This window comes from Leptospiraceae bacterium (genome assembly GCA_025059995.1).
Classification (GTDB): Bacteria; Spirochaetota; Leptospiria; order Leptospirales; family Leptonemataceae; genus SKYB61.
The window spans coordinates 1-18,049 of sequence record JANXCF010000009.1 but is presented as its reverse complement, the minus strand read 5'-3'; the positions used below and the strand labels follow the sequence as shown (position 1 = coordinate 18,049).

The window sequence follows — 18,049 nt, the reverse complement described above, 5'->3', positions numbered from 1 at the left end:
AGCTAAAAATAAAAAGACTTGATCAAAACAAAGACAAAAAAGAAAAAATCGAAATAAAAGATTATGAGTTCTATCATAATTTTTTTGATCAAGTTGCTTTTCGGTATTATTAGAAATTTGTTCACTATTTTACTTTTGATACTTGTTGGAATTGGAGTTTTGACTATTTGGGATTTTTCCCTCAAGAAAAAAGATTATGAGCAAAAGATAGAAGATTGGAAACTCTGGCTTCATGGAAAGGGAACTAATATTCCTGTGCCAATTTATCATTATATCTATGATAGAAATGGACTTTTGATTGGTGAGTATACCCCCATTTTAGGTTCATATATTCCGATAAATCGATGTGAAAAACTCCACTGGCTAAATAAAGCCACAGTGGTAGCTGAAGATCAAGAGTTTTACCAGCATAAGGGAATTTCCATCAAAGGGATTCTTCGTGCCATGTGGTATAATCTAAAAACCTTTTCTTTAAGTCAAGGTGGCGGAACCATCACACAACAATTGGCAAGGAACTTATTTACAGGTCATGAAAAAACCTTTCAAAGAAAACTTTTGGAAACTTTACTTGCATTCATGCTTGAAAAAGAATTCAAAAAAAAAGAAATCTTGTGCTTGTATTTGAATAAAATCTATATGGGTAATAACCGATTTGGTGCAGAAGAAGCTTCTTGGTTTTATTTTAATAAACCTCCTGAAGCTCTAACCGCTGCAGAAGCTAGCTTATTGGTTGGCATGTTTCCCTCCCCAGAAAGATACAACCCTTTAAAGAACTTAGATAATGCTCTACAAAAACAAAGAATCATTATGCAAAAGTTAGTAGAAGCCAGACACTTAACCCCAGAAGCAGCGGAAAAAGAATTAGCCAATTTTCTTTCTCGCTATCGTGTTGATCCCCAAAAAGAAGATCCTGGTGCCATAGCTCAGTTTGGTTCAAATCGATATTTTCGGCTTAACAAGGCTCCAGAAGTCAATGAATACGTAAAACAATTCTTGGAAGAAAATCTTCCTATTGAGATCTTGAATCGCCAAAGTTTTCATATCCATACCACAATCGATCTCAAAAGTCAAGAATACGCACTACAAGTACTTCGTGAATACATCAGAAAAATTCGGCAGGAAAATTTTGAACTTTATCTAAGATACAATCTCGATCCTAATTTGGCAAATCACATTCAAGGGGTGTTAATATCGATGGATATTCCCTCTGGACACATAAGAGCTCTTGTTGGTGGATATGAAATTTATGAAACAGGAATTCTTAGTTATAGGATTTTTCGGATGAGGCGTCAAGTAGGTTCAACGATTAAAGGCTTTTTATATGCTTTAGCTTTACATAGAAAAGTTTATGATCTAAATTCTTCAGTGGTAGATGAACCCGTCAATTTTGGAGGATACAAACCCGTTAACTGGTATAATTCGTATTTAGGTGAAGTTCCTTTAAAAACCGCCATTGCTCGTTCCATCAACACTACGGCGGTAAAAACCCTCGATACAATTGGTATTGATTTTTTCATTGAAGAATTGACTCAAGCTTTGGGGATAAGCTATTTTGATGCGAAAAAACGCTTCCCACGAAACTTAACGGTTGCTTTGGGTAGTTTTGAGTTAAGTCCCATGGAACTTACGATTTTGTATTCGGCTTTACTCAATGAAGGTTATAAAGTATCTCCGATTTTGATTCAAAAAATAGAAACTCGTGATGATGGCATTGTCGTTTATGAAGATGAAACTTCCCAGAAAAACATATCTATTGTAAGTTATGAAGCCTCAGCCGCGATTTTGGAACTTCTGAAAGGTGTTGTTGAGGAAGAAGAAGATGGAACAGCTGGCTGGATTGGAAAAAAGAAAAAAGAAACCCCCAACTTTCTTCCTTATGAAATCGCAGGAAAAACAGGAACTACACAAATTCCCCCTGAGATTAGAAAAAAATACAATAACATCAAAGGAATACGAGACTCTTGGTTCGTCGGTATGATACCCACAAACGTAACAACGGTTTGGGTTGGAAACGATAAAGGTGTTCCACTGAATGCTTACGCACCTCAGGTTTGGGTGGATTATATGTCAAAAGCTATGCCTGAACCAATTGAACAAAAATTTCCTGAACCCAAAAAAATGGAATGGTTTGATTTTTTCCAAAAACCTAAGCAAGATTTTCATTAATGGGTGAGAGCAATTTTTTTCAAAAAGTCCTTTAGCTCGTAGATTTGTTTCGATAGAAAAAAGTAATAGGGGATGTCTTTCTTTTTTGTTAAAAATATAGCTCCTAATTCACCAAAACGGATTTCTTTAATAAGATCAATTGGTAGAATGATTTTGTCTTCGTCATAATTGAAAATGAACTCATACTCTTTCCATTCTAAGGTGCAGTTACCAAGTCGAATTAAGTGGGTCAAATAGTCCGTGGGAGTTTTGTCAAATTTTTCTAGAATGATTTCAGATGATTGGGATGGATCATAATATAAATAACCTGTGAGAAAAATATCGAGATCCTTGAGGTTAATTTTGGATGAGCTTAATGGGTTTTGTGGTGTTTCTTCTTTGGGTTTTTCTATGGGTTTTTCTGGTTCTTTTGGGATTTCTGATAATGCCTCTTTATTTGTTGGGTTTAGTTGTATTGGGGCTTGTTGTTCCGATATTGGTAGTAGGTTTGATTCTTCTGATGTTGGTGTGATTTTTGATTTGTGATTTTCTATGGTATTTTCTGTGGTTTGAGTTTTAACTGGTGATTCGTTGGGTTGAGGTTTTGGTTCTTCCTTTTCTGATTTTTCGAAAGCTTTTGATTTAAATCCAAAACTTTCGTTGGCTTGTTGTGTTTTGCTTAAAAAAAGGGATATCAACGTATATGCTAACAAAACAAGCCCAATAAAGATAAAAAGAAATCCTAAAAAATACATATCATTATTAGAATTTCGGCTGGAAAATCTGAAAACAATAAAAAAAAAGGAATGGATGGCTAACTTCTGGGATGTGTTTAAAAAAATAGGAGCTAGCTTGATTGTCATCCTTTTGATTTTGATGCTGGCTATTACCTTCTCGAGTCAACCTATGGAAGAAATCATAGCTTTGATCAGTGGTGCATCAAAAGTAGGCTCCTATCGGGGAGAACCCATTTTAGTAAAAGACTATTCTTTCGTCTACAACGAATGCGAGAGCCAATTCCGAGAAGCTGGATTAACAGAAATCCCACCACAATTTTTGCAGAGTTGTATTTATCAAAACATCTTGGCTTTGTATGTAAAACCTACCATAGCAAAAGACTTAGGATTTGAAGTTTCAAAGGAGTTTGTGGAAAAACAACTCGAGGATTATGTTAAGCAAATCTATCGAGCTCAACAAAAACGCCATCTTAAAGACGATCTGGTTCCAATAGAAGAATTATACCAACGAGAGCTTCAATATCTCCCCATATATCGAAGAATAGCAATTTTGGAGGCGGATTTTGTGGATCGATTTTTTCTACAACCCTTCCCTGTATCAGAAGAAGAAAAAAGATTATTCCAAAGTTCCATTAAAATCGAAATGGAAGTCTTAGCTTTTACCAATCAAGACTTAATGAAAAATTTCGTTGTGACGGTTTCCGAAAAAGAAATCCAAGAAAAATACGAAAAAGACAAAGTTGAATTCTACCAAAAAGAAGAGAACAAAGATCAACGATATCCTACCTTCGAAGAAAGATACAAATACATCAAAGAACTCTTAGAAAATGAAAAAAAACAACAAGAACTCACCAAAATCAAAGAAGCGTTAAGCACTTTAAAAGACCCACAGAACTTCGCGGAGATTGAAAGTATTGTAAAAATCAAACCTATCAAAATAATGGCTAATTTTCAGGAACTTTCTTCTGTGGTTGTAGGAGATAAAAAAATCAATTTGCAAAAGCCTGAATTTTTGAGTTCTTTAAGTTTTTTAGAAGAAAAAGTCATCGGACCAATTACAGATAGAGAAATCACTATTTATGCGAAGATTCTTGATATCCGAAAAGAAAACATCCCACTGGAAAAAGCACTCATCCCACAAACCCAACGAGAAATGTCGTATCGATTCTATGAATATGTTTTAGAACAATACAAAAAACGAGGTGAATTTCAGATTAGAATGATTTCTAACGAAGAATAATAAGAGAGGTAATTTTGAAGGCCGAGTATATAAACCCTTTTTTAGAAGCAGCAAACCTGGTCTATGTAGAACTTCTAAAAGAAAGGCTCATTCGAGGAAAAATCCAAATCAATCCCTATTTTGAGCCCAACAAAGGAGTTGATATCGTAATTTTAATTCATTTTGGTGGTTCTATTCAAGGAAAAGTAATTTATGCCTTCCCAGAATATTCAGCTAAGAAAGTATTCGAAAAATTAACAGGCTCAAAAGATGAAAATTTATTTAGATCAGAATACAAAGACGTATTAGGAGAAGTGGGGAATATCATTACAGGAAATGCTATGAATATCTTTCTTAGTAAAAATCAATTTATAGAAGTTTCTGTTCCAGAAATTATAGATTTAAGGGAAAAAAAGTTTATTTCAGATAAAATAGTCACTGTAAGAATCAACATGTTTTCCAGAATTGGTATGCTTGAGATTGCTGTATCTATTAAATAATTCCTCCCCGAAGAAAAAAAATGATGAAATTCTTGAGCTCGTCGATAATATAAGTATCATTCGCGTAACTCCGACGCTATGGGGCTGACGCCCCTTTTTTTAGCTCTTGTTTTTGTAAATGAAATATAAAATTTTCTAAGATTTTAAAAGAATCATCAAAAAATTCAGTAAACTCAAGAGCAATGTTGTAATTCTTCTCACCTAAAGTAAACATTCTTGTTATCATACCTAAAAACTTAGCTTTTTGATTGAAAAGTTCTAATTCAATCTTCAATAAATCATTCCCAATCAGGTAGTTATAGATATATTGGGATGTGATGTTTAATAAAATTCCTGACAAGCTTATATTTTTTACTAAAGCAGATGAGGTTTCATAAAAACCTTTGTAAAAAATAATTCGATTTATCGTATAACTTAAAACTTTGCTTAGTATGTGAATCTTTATAGCATCATCTAAGAAAATTTTTTTTCTTTCTATATAGCTGGTTTCAGTGTAAATGTAACCAATAATTTCATCAAATAAAAAAATGGGGGCATAGACATAACTATTTTTTTGATTTCTTTTGTCTTCTCTCATAAGATTTTCAAAGAAACGTAAAACGTCTTCTTCACTGTTAGTCTTGAGCATATTACGATAGAATCTTTCGAAATTAGTGATAGACGGATTGTTAATCGGAGCATAGTAGCTTCTTATCGAGTCTGTATTTTCGATATAAATGGTTTTTTGTATTGATTTCATCTGTTTTATTCTCCAATCCAGAGACTTTAAGGTTTCTATAGAAAAAAAGTGGATTTCGTAGGTATCAGAGATTTTCTCTAACTCTTGAAGCATGACTCTTAAAATCATGCTGAGATCTGGTAGGTCTTTTTGTAGTTCTTCGATAATTTTGGGGAAATGATGCTTTAAGATGTTTTCGTATTCATGGTGAGAGAAAAGTTGGTAGTAAACAATATTGATGTTTGCATAGAGATTATGCGTGGTATATCTTGGGAATTTTCTTTTAGTTGTGTATTGAATGTATAATGGGGTATAAATTGTGATTATGTCTTTATCAACTCTGTAGATTGAAACCTCAAATTGATAAAAAACATTCATGAAGTTGAAAGCAATTCTACACCTACGAAAGCTTGTTTCCTCAAAACCAAGGACTTGAACCTTTACAAAAATATCTTCTACATCAAGAATAAAACCTGTAAAAGTATCAACTAAATAGTAAATATAAATTGGAACCTTTTTGCTTTTTAGATAATAAAGAATGTGTCTAATTTCGTTGAGATTATTTCCTAAGATTGTGTGTTTTTCTGGGGGGTCGTGTTCTTTCTTTAGGATTTTTATTATTTCTTTTTGAAGTTGTTTTTCTATTTCTTGGAAACTTTGCTTTTTTGTCACTTTCTCATTTTTGTAATAATATCATTTCTTTTTGGGATGAAGATCATTATAATGTTGGATTGCCTCTTGTTCGCTATCTTTAATTTCAAACAAAATATCTAATTTTGATAACTTCAAAAGTGCCATCAAGGAACGAGAAAGGTTACAAAGAACTAAATGCCCATTGTAAGTTTTTACGTCCTTCAAGAAGGATACCAAAGCTCCCAAAGCAGAACTATCGAAGTAATTTGTTTTTGCTAAATTCAAGATGATCTTTTTGGGTTTATCTTGTATAGCTTCTGATAGTTTATCTTTGAATTTCCTCGCAACCACCATGTCGAGTCTTTGTTCTTCTGTTTCAATTACAAGAATGTCATTTTCGTATCTTGTTTTTATCATAGTTGCTTCCTTTTATTCTTTTTTTTTAATCATGTCAAATCTAAAACAAAAAAACATTTTCATTTGTAATTTATAGTATTGAAAATTTTAATTTTTATCAAATATCGTATTCACGTAAATAAAATATTTAATGAACATAATAAAAATTGATTTTATTTTGATCTCATATTTTCATGTGCTTAACTATAAAGACTTTGGAACATGGAGAGTGATATGAAATATGATATTTACTTTTTTGAAAAAGGCAATGTTGAGATAGAAAAAATAGATAAAATGGAATTAGGTGGAAAAGGAGCTAATTTGTGCATCATTGCAAAGATTGGTATCCCTGTTCCACCAGGTATCGTTATACCTACAAAGTATTGCCATGAATATCTAAAACAGGGGGGATTGCCAGATGATTTTATGGATTTTGTATTGGAAAAATTAAAATTAGTGGAAACATCTACGGGAAGAACTTTTGGCGGAAGTGTCAAACCTCTATTGGTTTCGGTTCGTTCTGGTGCTCCTGTGAGTATGCCGGGAATGATGGATACCATTCTAAATTTAGGGATGAATGAAGAAACCATCAAAGCTTTGATCTTAGAAACCAAAGATGAACGGTTTGTATATGATTCTTATCGAAGGTTTGTCCAGATGTTTGGAGATATCGTTTTGGGGGTTCCCCATGATGAATTCGAAAAGATTTTAGATGGCTTCAAAAAGTTATCGAATGCAGCAAGTGATACAGATTTAACTCCGGAAGTTCTCAAAGAAATAGTGAAATCCTACAAAGATGTCATCAAAAAATACACAAAGCAAGATTTCCCTGATAATGTTGTAGATCAACTTCGGATGTCGATTGAAGCGGTTTTTCGTTCGTGGAATAATGAACGAGCCATCATTTATCGAAAAATCCACAGCATCCCGGAATCTTATGGAACTGCTGTCAATATCCAAGCTATGGTATTTGGAAATATGGGGTTTGATTCAGCAACTGGGGTGTGCTTTACTCGAAATCCCTCAACGGGGGAAAAACGCTTTTACGGGGAATATCTACTCAATGCTCAAGGTGAAGACGTAGTAGCAGGGATACGAACACCTGAGAATATCGAAAATCTTCAGTTTGTCATGCCCGAAGTATACCAAGAACTCTATCAAACTACACAAAGACTAGAAGAATATTTTAAAGACATGCAAGATATTGAATTCACCGTAGAAAAAAGAAAATTATATATCCTACAAACTCGAAGTGGAAAAAGAACAGCGCGAGCTGCCTTAAAAATTGCTTACGATATGGTCAAAGAAGGATTGATCACACCAAAAGAAGCCATCACTCGAGTGGATCCTGAATCGTTGCCTTCTGTGATGACTCCTATTTTTGATCCTGTGGAACTCCAAGCGGCTAAAAACAATGGTCATTATTTAACGAAAGGCTTGAATGCGGGTCCTGGAGCTGCGAGCGGAAAGATTGTTCTTACCAGTGAAAAAGCAGTAGAACTGGCCGCAAAAGGCGAAAAGGTCCTTTTGGTGAGAACGGAAACCAGCCCTGATGACATCAAAGGAATGCAGTATTCGGAGGGAATTTTGACCTCTCGTGGTGGTATGACTTCTCATGCAGCTGTGGTTGCTCGAGCAATGAATAAACCCTGTGTCGTGGGTTGTTCCGACATTGCTGTTTTTGAAAACCATATTGAAGTCGTTACTTTTGATGGAAGACGTCTTTGCATTCGAGAAGGTAATGAATTATCAATTGATGGAACAACGGGAGAAGTATTGCTTGGAAAGATTAAAACCATACCATCAGAAATCATCCGAGTTTTGACAGGAGAAATCCCTAAAGAAGAATCCGAAATCGCAACCCACTTCTTGCAGATCATGGAATGGGCGGATATGTATAGAAAAATTGGAGTTCGAGCAAACGCAGACACCCCGTTAGATGCGAAAATGGCAAGAATCTTGGGAGCAAAGGGGATTGGGCTATGTAGAACAGAACACATGTTCTTTGGAGAAGAACGATTACCCCTCATGCAAAAGATGATTTTATCGAAAACTTCAATTGAACGAAAAGAAGTCTTAAAAGAACTAAAAAAATTCCAGAAAGAAGATTTTGTGCAAATCTTCAAAGAAATGGAAGGGTATCCTGTTACAATTCGATTGTTGGATCCACCTCTCCATGAGTTTTTACCCATGTCCGATGAAGATGCTCAGCATTTATCGATGAAGATTGGTATACCCGTGGAAGAAATCATCGAACGTAGAGAGTCCCTAAGAGAAATGAATCCCATGTTGGGGCATCGAGGATGTCGGTTAGGAATTACCTATCCTGAAATAACGGAAATGCAAGTGGAAGCCATCATTGAAGCTGCGATTGAATGTAAAAGAACTGGCATGGATATTTATCCAGAAATCATGGTGCCCCTTGTGGGAAACAAAAAAGAATTAGAACTCCAAAGAGAAATCATAGAGAAAACCGCAAAGCGAGTGATGAAAGAACAAAACATGGTAATCCATTATGAAATAGGAACCATGATTGAGGTTCCAAGAGCTGCTATTACCGCCGATGAGATTGCAGAAGTGGCAGATTTCTTCAGCTATGGAACAAATGACTTAACCCAAATGACTTTAGGATTTTCACGTGATGATGCAGAGGTCTTTTTAAGAGAATATATTCGTTTGGGGATTTATGAAAAAAACCCTTTTGAAACCATAGACGTAAATGGAGTAGGAGAACTTGTAAAAATGGCAACCCAAAAGGGAAAAGCAAGAAAAGCCAGCTTGAAGTGTGGAGTTTGTGGTGAACATGGGGGTGATACCCAGAGTGTTTACTTTTTTGCTAAAATTCCTTTGGATTATGTGAGTGCATCTCCGTATCGGGTTCCCATTGCTCGATTGGCAGGTGCCATCATTGCAGTCAAAGAGTAAGATTTCAGAAACTTCCTGTCTTCCAGAACAAGAAATCAATCTTGTTCTGGAAGTATCCCGTTTATGCTACTTCAGAGTGATAAAAAGGATAGCTGATGGGTTCTGCTATTTGATAAAGGTCAGTCAAACAAGGGACTTGATGGCTTAAGTGATTCTTATCATAAGAAAAAATGAGACGTTCCTTGAAAACTTCATCTTCGTGTATCCATGAGGTTGAAATTTCTCCATTCGCTGTTTCATAACGAATAACAACGTAATAAATAGCTTCTTCTAATTTCAAAAAAGAGATTTTCAATTTATTTGGTGGCATTTCACTAATGAGTTTACGTATCTTGTAGTCATCTTTTGTTAATTCCGTATTGATTTCTTTTTCTTCCCAGCGGAGGATTTCTTTTAAAATTTTTAGGAATGCTTCTTTGTGAGTTTTTAATTCACGAATATCATCCATTTTGGCCTCCCTTATAGGTTTTTTATAATTATATCTCATAAAAAAAAATACCTTTTATCAAAATAAAAGAACCTTATTGCACTATGGAATCAGAGTTTTTTTTGTTTGCAGGATTTGAAAGAATTGATTTCTGAACTTGGTTTTTTTATCTCTTGTGAAGCTAAGGTATTGCTAAGAAGAGCGGGATAGACGGGACTTGAACCCGCGACCTCTGGTGTGACAGACCAGCGCTCTAACCAGCTGAGCTACTACCCCGTTAAGTCCATAACTTACAATTCTATAGAATTGTCAATCAAAATTGCCTTTTTTGAAGTTTATAATTTTTTAGTTATCGGTAAAAAGAATTTGAATTCTGATCGATAATTTAAAAATAAGTCTATGATAGCGAAAATAGTAGAAAAATTCCGTTCGATTTTAGGTTTACTCATTATCACTGTCATTTTCACAAGCTTAATACCTGCGATCATAAATTATGGATTTGATTTTTATTTGATTTACAATAATGCCATAAAGTTGGCAAGAGAGGAATTAGAACTACAACTAGAAAGCCTTTCAAAAGTAGTTGATAACCACCTTTCCAGTTCGATAAAAGTTCTCACTTTTAGTTCTCGTTTTCTGGATTTAAAAGACAAGACGGAAATCGAGAAAATCATCAAAGAACTACAAAGTTTGTATTGGAATCATTACTTTCATAATGTATTTATCACAGATGATGAAGGAAATGTAATCCTAAGTCCAAAGCATGAAGGGGAAACCCACACCTACGAAGGTCAAAAAGTTCCTAAGGAGTTTTTAAATAAACAGATTCAAATTACCTTTTTTGATTCAATTTTTGGGCATGAGCATATCCATCCTTTGGCTATCGTTCCTGTGGGTGATTTTTATCTCATTGGAGAGGTTGAATTTGCCATATTGAGTTCTCTATTGGAACAAGATTTACTTACCACCTACATTGTAGACGAAAGAAACAAAGGATTTCGTTATTCCAAAGGAAAACTACTACAAGTTCAAGATTTTCAAAACCATGAAATTTTTTCAAAAGTAACCAATAGAAACATCAAAAATCAACTTTATTGTGAATTTGCCAAAAACCATGAGTCGATAAAAGTCTATTCATGCATTACACAATCTCCTAATTTTCGCTACAGTTTGGTAGCTGAAATCACAGAAGAAAAGATTTTAAGTTTCGTTAAATTCCAATTAATCCGAACGTTAATCGTATTCGCAGGTTTAGGTATCATCATAATTTATATCATTTACAAAATCTCAAGCCGCTTTATCAAACCATTGAAACAAATTACCAGTAGTCTTGAAGAAATGGAAAAAGAAAAGGGTTTGAGTCTAACCCTCAATACAAAAACTGGAATCAAAGAAACCGATAACTTAGTGAAGCAATTCAACAACCTCTTAGAAAAAATCCATTTACTTATCAATGATATTCGAGCAACTTCGGATGGTATTGATCATTTATTCGTGACTGTGAAGAATACGTCCACCACCATTGAAAAAACCTCCGTTGATTTTTCTTCCATATTAGAAGAAAACAGTGCCTCTTTGGAAGAGATCAACTCCACCATGGAGGACATTGAAAAACTCGGGAAAAAGAACTACGAACAAGCAAAAGAAATCCAAGAATTAATCCAAACCAATTTGGCAAAACTAAACATATTAGGAAAAACCTTAAATGAATTAGCAGAGATTTCGAATAATACGGCAAATTTCACCAAGCAAAGCAAAGAGCAGTCTGAAAAACTCAAAAGCATGATCTACGGCATCCAAGAAACATCAGAAAGAATCACAGAGATTTTGAGCATCATCAAAGAAATTTCTGATAGAACCAATCTTTTGTCTTTGAATGCATCAATTGAAGCCGCAAGGGCAGGAGAAGCCGGGAAGGGTTTTGCCGTGGTAGCTCAGTCCATTTCCAACTTAGCAGAAACCACAGAAAAAAGTGTCAAGGACATCGAAGAACTCATAGAACAAACTACCTTTCAAATGAATCAAGCCATACAATATATTGATCAATCCACAGAAATGATGAGTAAAAGTAATGACATGGTATCCTTGCTGGATAAAGAAATTCAAAATTCCAAAGACATCATCCAAGATCAGATACAAAGTTCACAAAAGATTTTTGATAATACAAATCGTATGAGTTCTCTTGCCACAGATACCTTCAACTCCATCAAGTTTGTGAAAGGAATCATTAGCGAAATCCATCAATCCATTGATCAAGCGAGCCAACTATCGGTTCATTTCACAGAAATATCACGAAAACTCACCGAGGCTATAGCAAAATTAGACATAAACGCCCAAAAATTACGACAACAAATGAAGCTCTTTTCCAGAAATTAATTGTCATAACACATTGCCTTAAAAAAAGCAACTTAAATCAATGTTATTTAACTCATTTGAATTTATTTTTCTTTTTGTGCCCTTGGTTTTTGTGGGGTATTTTTGGTTGGCATCTCATACCCATCGTGCCATTTCGAAGCTCTGGCTGGTTTTAGGGAGTTTGTTTTTTTATAGCTACTGGGAAATCAAATACCTGCCTTTGATTTTAACATCCATCATAGTGAATTATTTTTTGGGCTACCTCATCGGAAAGTTTCAACACCAAAAAAAGCTATTTTTGATCCTTGGGATTGTTTTTAATTTACTACTTTTGGGGTATTACAAATACTTTGATTTTTTTATAAAAAATATTAACTGGCTTTTGGGAACCCAGTTTCCTCTTTTTTACTTGGTTCTGCCTCTGGGGATTAGTTTTTTTACTTTCCAACAGATTGCCTACTTGGTGGATACTTATAAAAGAGAAACAAAAGAATATCGTTTTGTAGATTATGCCTTGTTTGTGAGTTTTTTCCCTCAGTTGATTGCGGGTCCTATCGTTCATCACAAAGAAATGATGCCCCAGTTCGAAAATGAAAATAACCTCAAAATCCAATATCAAAATCTGGCTCTGGGATTGTTTATTTTCAGCATAGGGCTTTTTAAGAAAGTCGTCTTTGCGGATACCTTAGGTCAGCTTGCAGATGCGGGTTATAGTCAACCCCACGGTATCCGGTTCATTGATGCATGGTTGGTGAGCACTTCTTTCGTTTTGCAAATTTACTTTGATTTTTCTGGTTATAGCGACATGGCAGTTGGATTGGGTCGAATGTTTAACATTCACATTTTGTGGAATTTTGATTCTCCCTTCAAAGCCAAAAACATTCAGGATACTTGGAGAAGGTGGCATGTGAGTTTATCTCGATTTTTGCGGGATTACGTTTATATTCCTTTGGGTGGTAGTAAGGTTTCTGAGTTTCGAACCAATCTAAATTTGTTTTTGACATTCGTGATTGGCGGAGTTTGGCATGGGGCAGGGTGGACCTTTGTGATTTGGGGAGCTCTCGTTGGATTAGGAATTGTTTTTCATAAAATTTGGCAGAAAAATGGAGGAAACCTTCCGAGCCCATTGGATGTGATTGTGAATTTTGTTTTTTTTGTTTTAAGTTCTGTGTTCTTTCGAGCTCCTGACTTAGAAGTTGCTTTCGAAATCTTAAAAGGCATGTTGGGATTGAATGGCATTATCCTTCCCGAAGAAATCAAAGGAATTTATTATAATCCTTCGTTGACCTACCATCCCTTGGGAAGCATCTTTTTGCATAGGACCCATACGGATATTGGACTGTATTTCGTTGTGGCGTTGTTTGTGGTTTTTTTTACTCCAAACTCGAGGGAATGGGCTGAGCGTTTTCGACCAAACTGGTTTTTTCTTTTGTTCACGTTGATTTTGTTTTTTTATTCTGTTGTAAATCTACTTAACGTCACAAAGTTTATCTATTTTAATTTCTGAGGAACTTGATGAAGTTTTTTGGTTTTGCAAAAAACGAATTTACTTATCGAGGTTATGTCTTGGGGTTTCTTTTTTTGTTTTTTGTTTTGGGGACTTTGTTTTCCGGCTTCAATCTGATAGTGGATCCTTATGATGTCTATGATGTGGTGGAGCTTGATGCTTTCAAAAACAAACCTCAGGTGAATGGTTTCACAAGGTATCATAAAACCCAGAAGCTGCTTTCGAATACCTATGCTTGCGTGTTTTTGGGATCCAGTCGGGTAGAAGGTGCTTTTGACGAAATCCAAGAACCGACTTTTCGTGAACTCTGTCCGACGTATTATAATGCAGGGATAAATGGAGTAAATATCTTAGAGGTTTATCATCTTTTGAGGATTTCAGCCAAATATGCTAAGGCAAAAGTGATTTTTTATGGCATGGATTTATTACAATTCAACGCAAAGGGAATCCAACCGGATGCCTTCGAAATGAAGGTTTATCGAAATCCGTGGGTTTATCGCTACTTACTTTTGATTTCCAAAAACACTTTTCTTGATAGTCTGAAAACTATCCATGCAAAACAAATTTCTTTTTATAAGGACAATGGGGCATGGCTGATTTTGGAAAACTACAAAGACAAGTTTCTTCCCAACGTTCGGATTCATGATTTGTTTTTGTTGAACGAAAAAGCGTTTTATGATAACTTCTATTCGGATTTTTCTTTCGAGACGAAAACCCTTTCTTCTTTTGCCATTTATAGAGACATTTTGACTTTTCTTCACGAAAACCAGCTTAAGGCTTTTATCTTCATCAATCCCTTTCATGTGAGGCTTTTGGAGATAGAGGACCTTCGGATTGGTTATGAGCAATCCGAGTTTTGGAAAAAAGAGCTCGTCAAAATCCATCAGGAACTATCAGAAGAATTCCAACAAGAACCCATCCCCCTTTGGGATTTTAGCGGCTATAACGAAATCACCACCGAAGAAATCACCCACGAAAAAAACACCGTAAAGTATTACTTTATCGAGGGTTCCCATATCAATCATCAAGTAGGAGAACTCATCATAAAAAAAATGCTCACCCACAACCCCAAAGAACCACATCCTGACTTTGGCTACCCACTCACAATAGAAAACATTGACTCCTACCTTCGAGAACAGAGAAAAAAACAAGAATACTGGCGCAAACACCACCAAAACACCATCCAAGAAATCAAAGCCTTTGTAGGGAAATGATTTAAGAAAAAATCCCCATTTTGTATTTCTTTCATCAAAAGTAGAATCCCAAAATATGTCTTTGTAGAATCATTGAAATTCGCATATTTTCTTTGATAAAAGGATTTTGGAAAGCTCTGATGACCGAATTCTCTAAAAGCGGTGGATAATCTGTTAGATGTTCTATAGAGAAACTTATGATAGTGCTGTGGGTTGCTTAAGTTTTTGCAGGTTTTTTCCGAAAATTTTAAAAAATTTTCTTGAGTTTTCTGTAAAAAAATTATTCTTTAGTATGCCAAACAATAATTCAAAAATATCAAGTATTTTTTCTTCGCAAGATGTAAAATATGGGATCACTTTATTTACTGATCCAGAGAAAGAAAACATTGAAAAATTGATAGAAGAAAGGGAAGGGAAATTCTTTATAAAATGTCAGGTTAAAGAGAAATTAAAACCCGCAAAACCAGAAGAAATCGTTAGGCAACTTTGGATATATAGATTATTAAACGAATATAACTATCCAAAAGATAGAATTGATGTTGAGAGGGTAATATATTTTGGTTCAAGAGATTCTGGACTTGCTGATATTGTCGTTTTGCACGAAGACTTAACTCATCCATATATAATTTTTGAAATTAAAAGACCTCAAAGAAAGGAGGGATTAGAACAGTTAAAAAGTTATTGCAACGCAGAAGGTGCGCCAATAGGTGTTTGGTCAAATGGAAATGAACTTATAAGGCTACATAGAGAAGAACCAAACATTTTTGTTGAAATTCCACGTATTCCAAAAGCAGGTGAAACATTAAGGGACGTTTTAACGGAAAGATGGACAATAAAGTGGCTTGAAGAACACGACGAACTAAAGCAAGGCAAGACAACGCTTAAAAAGATCTTACTTGACTTAGAAGAGCTTGTTTTAGGCAATGCAGGAGTTGAACCATTTGAGGAAATATTTAAACTTATATATGCCAAACTTTATGATGAATGGATGGGAATTAATAGTTCAAGCTATCTATTAAAATTCTTTGTAGGAGATAGAAGCCCAAAAGATGTTAAAGAAGCTATTACAAGTTTATTAGAGGGAGCAAAAAGAGAGTGGCCAGGTGTATTTGAACCAACAGATAAAATTGAATTAAGAGATGAACATTTGAAAGTTTGTGTTTCGTTTTTAGAAAAGATTAAACTTTTCAATTCCAATCTTCGCATTATAGATGAGGCTTTTGAATATTTAATCCCGCAAGTATCAAAAAAGAAAGAGGGACAATTTTTTACACCTCGACCCGTAGAAGACATGATAGTTTTGATGCTTAATCCTAAAGCTAATGAGTTTGTTATTGACCCTGCTTGTGGTTCGGCTGGTTTTCTTCTACATTCAGTGATGCATGTTGCTGGTGGTATGATCTCAGGTAGACCATTGCCTGACAATGCTAAAAATTTTGCTCAGTATAAAATTTATGGAATTGACTTTGCCAAAAAGGCAGTAAAGATAGCAAAAGCAGTAAACTTGATTGTTGGTGATGGTAAGTCTCACATTTTTAAGGCTAATTCATTAGCACCTCACACTTGGGATGATCAAACAAAAGCTGGCTTAAGAGAAAGACTTTTAAGATTTCCAAACGATCCTCAAAAAGACAGAGAAAACCAAGATAAATTTTTATATTTTGACTTTGATGTTTTAATGACCAATCCACCATTTGCAGGGACAGTAAAAGAAAGAGATATATTAAGACTTTATCAATTAGCGGAAAAAGACGGACGTTGGGTAAAAAAAATAGGTCGCCACATTTTATTTTTAGAACGTTGCTTGCACTTCTTAAAACCCGGTGGCAGAATGGCAATTGTTTTGCCACAGGGACTTTTAAACAACACAAACGCAGAATACATAAGACGCTTTATTATTGAAGAAGCAAGAATTTTGGCTGTTGTAGGATTACACGGGAATACATTTAAGCCTCATACTGGTACAAAGACAAGCGTTTTGTTTTTAAGAAAATATACTGATGATGACAAAGCAAAAAACCAAGAGATAAAACTTAAATATGAAAGCAAATGGGAAGATTTCTTAGCCAAACTAAAAGAAGAATACAAAGATATTAAATGGAATGACAACATAGATGAAGAGAAACTCCCCGAAGAGCTCTTAGGGTTTTTAGAAACCTATTTTGGAAGGAGGGAAGATTTAGAAGATGTTGAAAATATCGAAACAACTGAAGAAGGCAGCGAAGGAAAAACTGAGAATAAAAAATCATTTTCTCAATTAATGGAAACATTAGATAACTACAATTTAGCTTTAAGAGAAATACAGGAAGAATTAGAAAGAGCAGCAAAACAAAGAAAACAAGAATTAAAAAAGGAGATTAAAACATTACAAAACGAGATAAATAAACTTATAAAAGAAATTTCGCAAAGAACATTGGCAGGACAAGTAAGTTTAGTTTTAAACGATAAAAGAATATTAGAAAGCTTTAAAAAATACTGGCTGGATGGAAAAATAATGAAAGAGTTAGACTATCCTATATTTTTTGCGGTAAACGAAAAACCAGTAAAAGACGAAAGCGGAGAGTATAGATACAAGAAAAATCCAGATGGAACTTTCATAATGGACCAACACGGCCACCCAGTCATTGATCATGATTTGGACGAAATCGCAGAGGCTTTTATAAAATTTGCCAAAGAACAGTTAAAAAATGGCGATAACCATTTTGACTTTTGGAGATAAAATCTTTGGCGGTATATAGCATAGTAAAATTATCAGAACTTGAAGGTGCAAAAAGAATTGATGCAGAGTATTATAAGCCGGAATATTTGTATTTAAAAAATTTACTTTTTGAAAAAGGAGCTTTGGCAGCCAAAAATTTTATTCAGCCATTAAAAAGAAAATTTAAACCAAAGGATGATGGATACTTTGATTATATAGAAAATCTGAAATAGATTTAGGTACGGGAGAGTTTAAAATATCAAGAATTTTAGGGAAAGAGGCTCCAGATAGGGCACAATGGATTGTGAAGAAAGGGGATGTTTTAGTTTCTACTGTTAGGCCTAATAGAAATGCTGTAACTTTAATTGAAAAAAATGATAATGTTCTTGTATGTTCATCAGGTTTTGCTGTTATAGGTCCTAAAGAAAGCACATTAAATCATTACTATATTTTTGCATATTACAAGACGCGATTTGTCAAAAAATTATTAGAAAGATGTACAACTGCAACTGAGTATCCAGCTGTAACATGGCAAGATGTTTTAAATTTGCCTTTTTATTCCGGAAGTAAAGGTTTCATTTCTTTAGTTTCAAAAT

14 protein-coding genes and 1 tRNA gene are annotated in these 18,049 nt (G+C 34.6%); 10 read left to right on the top strand and 5 right to left on the bottom strand.

The annotated features are described in order from the left end of the window. Window positions 1–63 precede the first annotated feature (63 nt). Window positions 64–2,166 carry a transglycosylase domain-containing protein gene (locus NZ853_10550; GenBank protein ID MCS7206124.1) on the top strand — a complete coding sequence of 701 codons (2,103 nt, stop codon included), beginning with the start codon at window positions 64–66 and terminating at the stop codon, window positions 2,164–2,166. On the opposite strand, the gene NZ853_10545 is transcribed toward NZ853_10550, so the two are convergent. Then, complete coding sequence (locus NZ853_10545; protein MCS7206123.1) at window positions 2,163–2,900, bottom strand: hypothetical protein; 738 nt, start codon at window positions 2,898–2,900, stop codon at window positions 2,163–2,165. The genes NZ853_10550 and NZ853_10545 overlap by 4 nt on opposite strands. A gap of 55 nt (window positions 2,901–2,955) precedes the next feature. Between NZ853_10545 and NZ853_10540 the strand changes: the two genes are divergently transcribed. Continuing rightward, window positions 2,956–4,122 carry a hypothetical protein gene (locus NZ853_10540; protein ID MCS7206122.1) on the top strand — a complete coding sequence of 389 codons (1,167 nt, stop codon included), beginning with the start codon at window positions 2,956–2,958 and terminating at the stop codon, window positions 4,120–4,122. 14 nt (window positions 4,123–4,136) lie between these two features. Next, complete coding sequence (locus NZ853_10535) at window positions 4,137–4,601, top strand: chemotaxis protein CheX (GenBank protein MCS7206121.1); 465 nt, start codon at window positions 4,137–4,139, stop codon at window positions 4,599–4,601. A gap of 76 nt (window positions 4,602–4,677) precedes the next feature. Here the strand turns inward: NZ853_10535 and NZ853_10530 are convergent, their stop codons facing one another. Both NZ853_10530 and NZ853_10525 read right to left on the bottom strand, forming a co-directional pair. Next, entirely contained in the window at window positions 4,678–5,991 is a 1,314-nt protein-coding gene (locus NZ853_10530) for a DUF1577 domain-containing protein (protein MCS7206120.1), read from the bottom strand. A 21-nt stretch (window positions 5,992–6,012) separates the two neighbouring features. Further along, window positions 6,013–6,369, bottom strand: coding sequence for an STAS domain-containing protein (locus NZ853_10525; protein ID MCS7206119.1), 357 nt, complete (start codon window positions 6,367–6,369; stop codon window positions 6,013–6,015). Window positions 6,370–6,582: 213 nt separating this feature from the next. On the opposite strand from NZ853_10525, the gene ppdK reads away from it, so the two are divergent. After that, window positions 6,583–9,273: a pyruvate, phosphate dikinase gene (gene ppdK / locus NZ853_10520; GenBank protein MCS7206118.1), complete on the top strand. Its 2,691-nt coding sequence runs from the start codon at window positions 6,583–6,585 to the stop codon at window positions 9,271–9,273. Window positions 9,274–9,334: 61 nt separating this feature from the next. Here ppdK and NZ853_10515 read toward each other — a convergent pair whose 3' ends face one another. Further along, entirely contained in the window at window positions 9,335–9,721 is a 387-nt protein-coding gene (locus tag NZ853_10515) for a hypothetical protein (GenBank protein MCS7206117.1), read from the bottom strand. A gap of 181 nt (window positions 9,722–9,902) precedes the next feature. Beyond that, a tRNA-Asp gene (locus NZ853_10510) sits at window positions 9,903–9,976 on the bottom strand. A gap of 123 nt (window positions 9,977–10,099) precedes the next feature. Here NZ853_10510 and NZ853_10505 point away from each other — a divergent pair. From NZ853_10505 to NZ853_10480, 6 genes are all read left to right on the top strand, one after another. Beyond that, window positions 10,100–12,076 (top strand): methyl-accepting chemotaxis protein, encoded by a 1,977-nt coding sequence (locus tag NZ853_10505; GenBank protein MCS7206116.1) that lies wholly within the window; start codon window positions 10,100–10,102, stop codon window positions 12,074–12,076. A gap of 40 nt (window positions 12,077–12,116) precedes the next feature. Next, window positions 12,117–13,562: an MBOAT family protein gene (locus NZ853_10500; protein ID MCS7206115.1), complete on the top strand. Its 1,446-nt coding sequence runs from the start codon at window positions 12,117–12,119 to the stop codon at window positions 13,560–13,562. Between the two features lie 8 nt (window positions 13,563–13,570). Next, window positions 13,571–14,776: a hypothetical protein gene (locus NZ853_10495; protein MCS7206114.1), complete on the top strand. Its 1,206-nt coding sequence runs from the start codon at window positions 13,571–13,573 to the stop codon at window positions 14,774–14,776. A gap of 157 nt (window positions 14,777–14,933) precedes the next feature. Next, window positions 14,934–17,474, top strand: coding sequence for an N-6 DNA methylase (locus tag NZ853_10490; GenBank protein MCS7206113.1), 2,541 nt, complete (start codon window positions 14,934–14,936; stop codon window positions 17,472–17,474). Continuing rightward, a complete protein-coding gene (locus NZ853_10485) occupies window positions 17,465–17,686 on the top strand; it encodes a hypothetical protein (protein MCS7206112.1) in 222 nt (73 codons plus the stop codon). Before NZ853_10490 ends, NZ853_10485 begins: the two co-directional genes overlap by 10 nt. Window positions 17,687–17,757: 71 nt before the next feature. Then, on the top strand, window positions 17,758–18,049 hold a 292-nt coding region (locus tag NZ853_10480; protein ID MCS7206111.1), incomplete at its 3' end, for a hypothetical protein.

Bases quoted from the DNA above. Each gene is read 5' to 3' on its own strand.
- NZ853_10550 (MCS7206124.1), top strand. From the start codon at position 64: ATGAGTTCTATCATAATTTTTTTGATCAAGTTGCTTTTCGGTATTATT.
- NZ853_10545 (MCS7206123.1), bottom strand. From the start codon at position 2,900: ATGTATTTTTTAGGATTTCTTTTTATCTTTATTGGGCTTGTTTTGTTA.
- NZ853_10540 (MCS7206122.1), top strand. From the start codon at position 2,956: ATGGCTAACTTCTGGGATGTGTTTAAAAAAATAGGAGCTAGCTTGATT.
- NZ853_10525 (MCS7206119.1), bottom strand. From the start codon at position 6,369: ATGATAAAAACAAGATACGAAAATGACATTCTTGTAATTGAAACAGAA.
- ppdK (MCS7206118.1), top strand. From the start codon at position 6,583: ATGAAATATGATATTTACTTTTTTGAAAAAGGCAATGTTGAGATAGAA.
- NZ853_10515 (MCS7206117.1), bottom strand. From the start codon at position 9,721: ATGGATGATATTCGTGAATTAAAAACTCACAAAGAAGCATTCCTAAAA.
- NZ853_10505 (MCS7206116.1), top strand. From the start codon at position 10,100: ATGATAGCGAAAATAGTAGAAAAATTCCGTTCGATTTTAGGTTTACTC.
- NZ853_10500 (MCS7206115.1), top strand. From the start codon at position 12,117: ATGTTATTTAACTCATTTGAATTTATTTTTCTTTTTGTGCCCTTGGTT.
- NZ853_10495 (MCS7206114.1), top strand. From the start codon at position 13,571: ATGAAGTTTTTTGGTTTTGCAAAAAACGAATTTACTTATCGAGGTTAT.
- NZ853_10490 (MCS7206113.1), top strand. From the start codon at position 14,934: ATGTTCTATAGAGAAACTTATGATAGTGCTGTGGGTTGCTTAAGTTTT.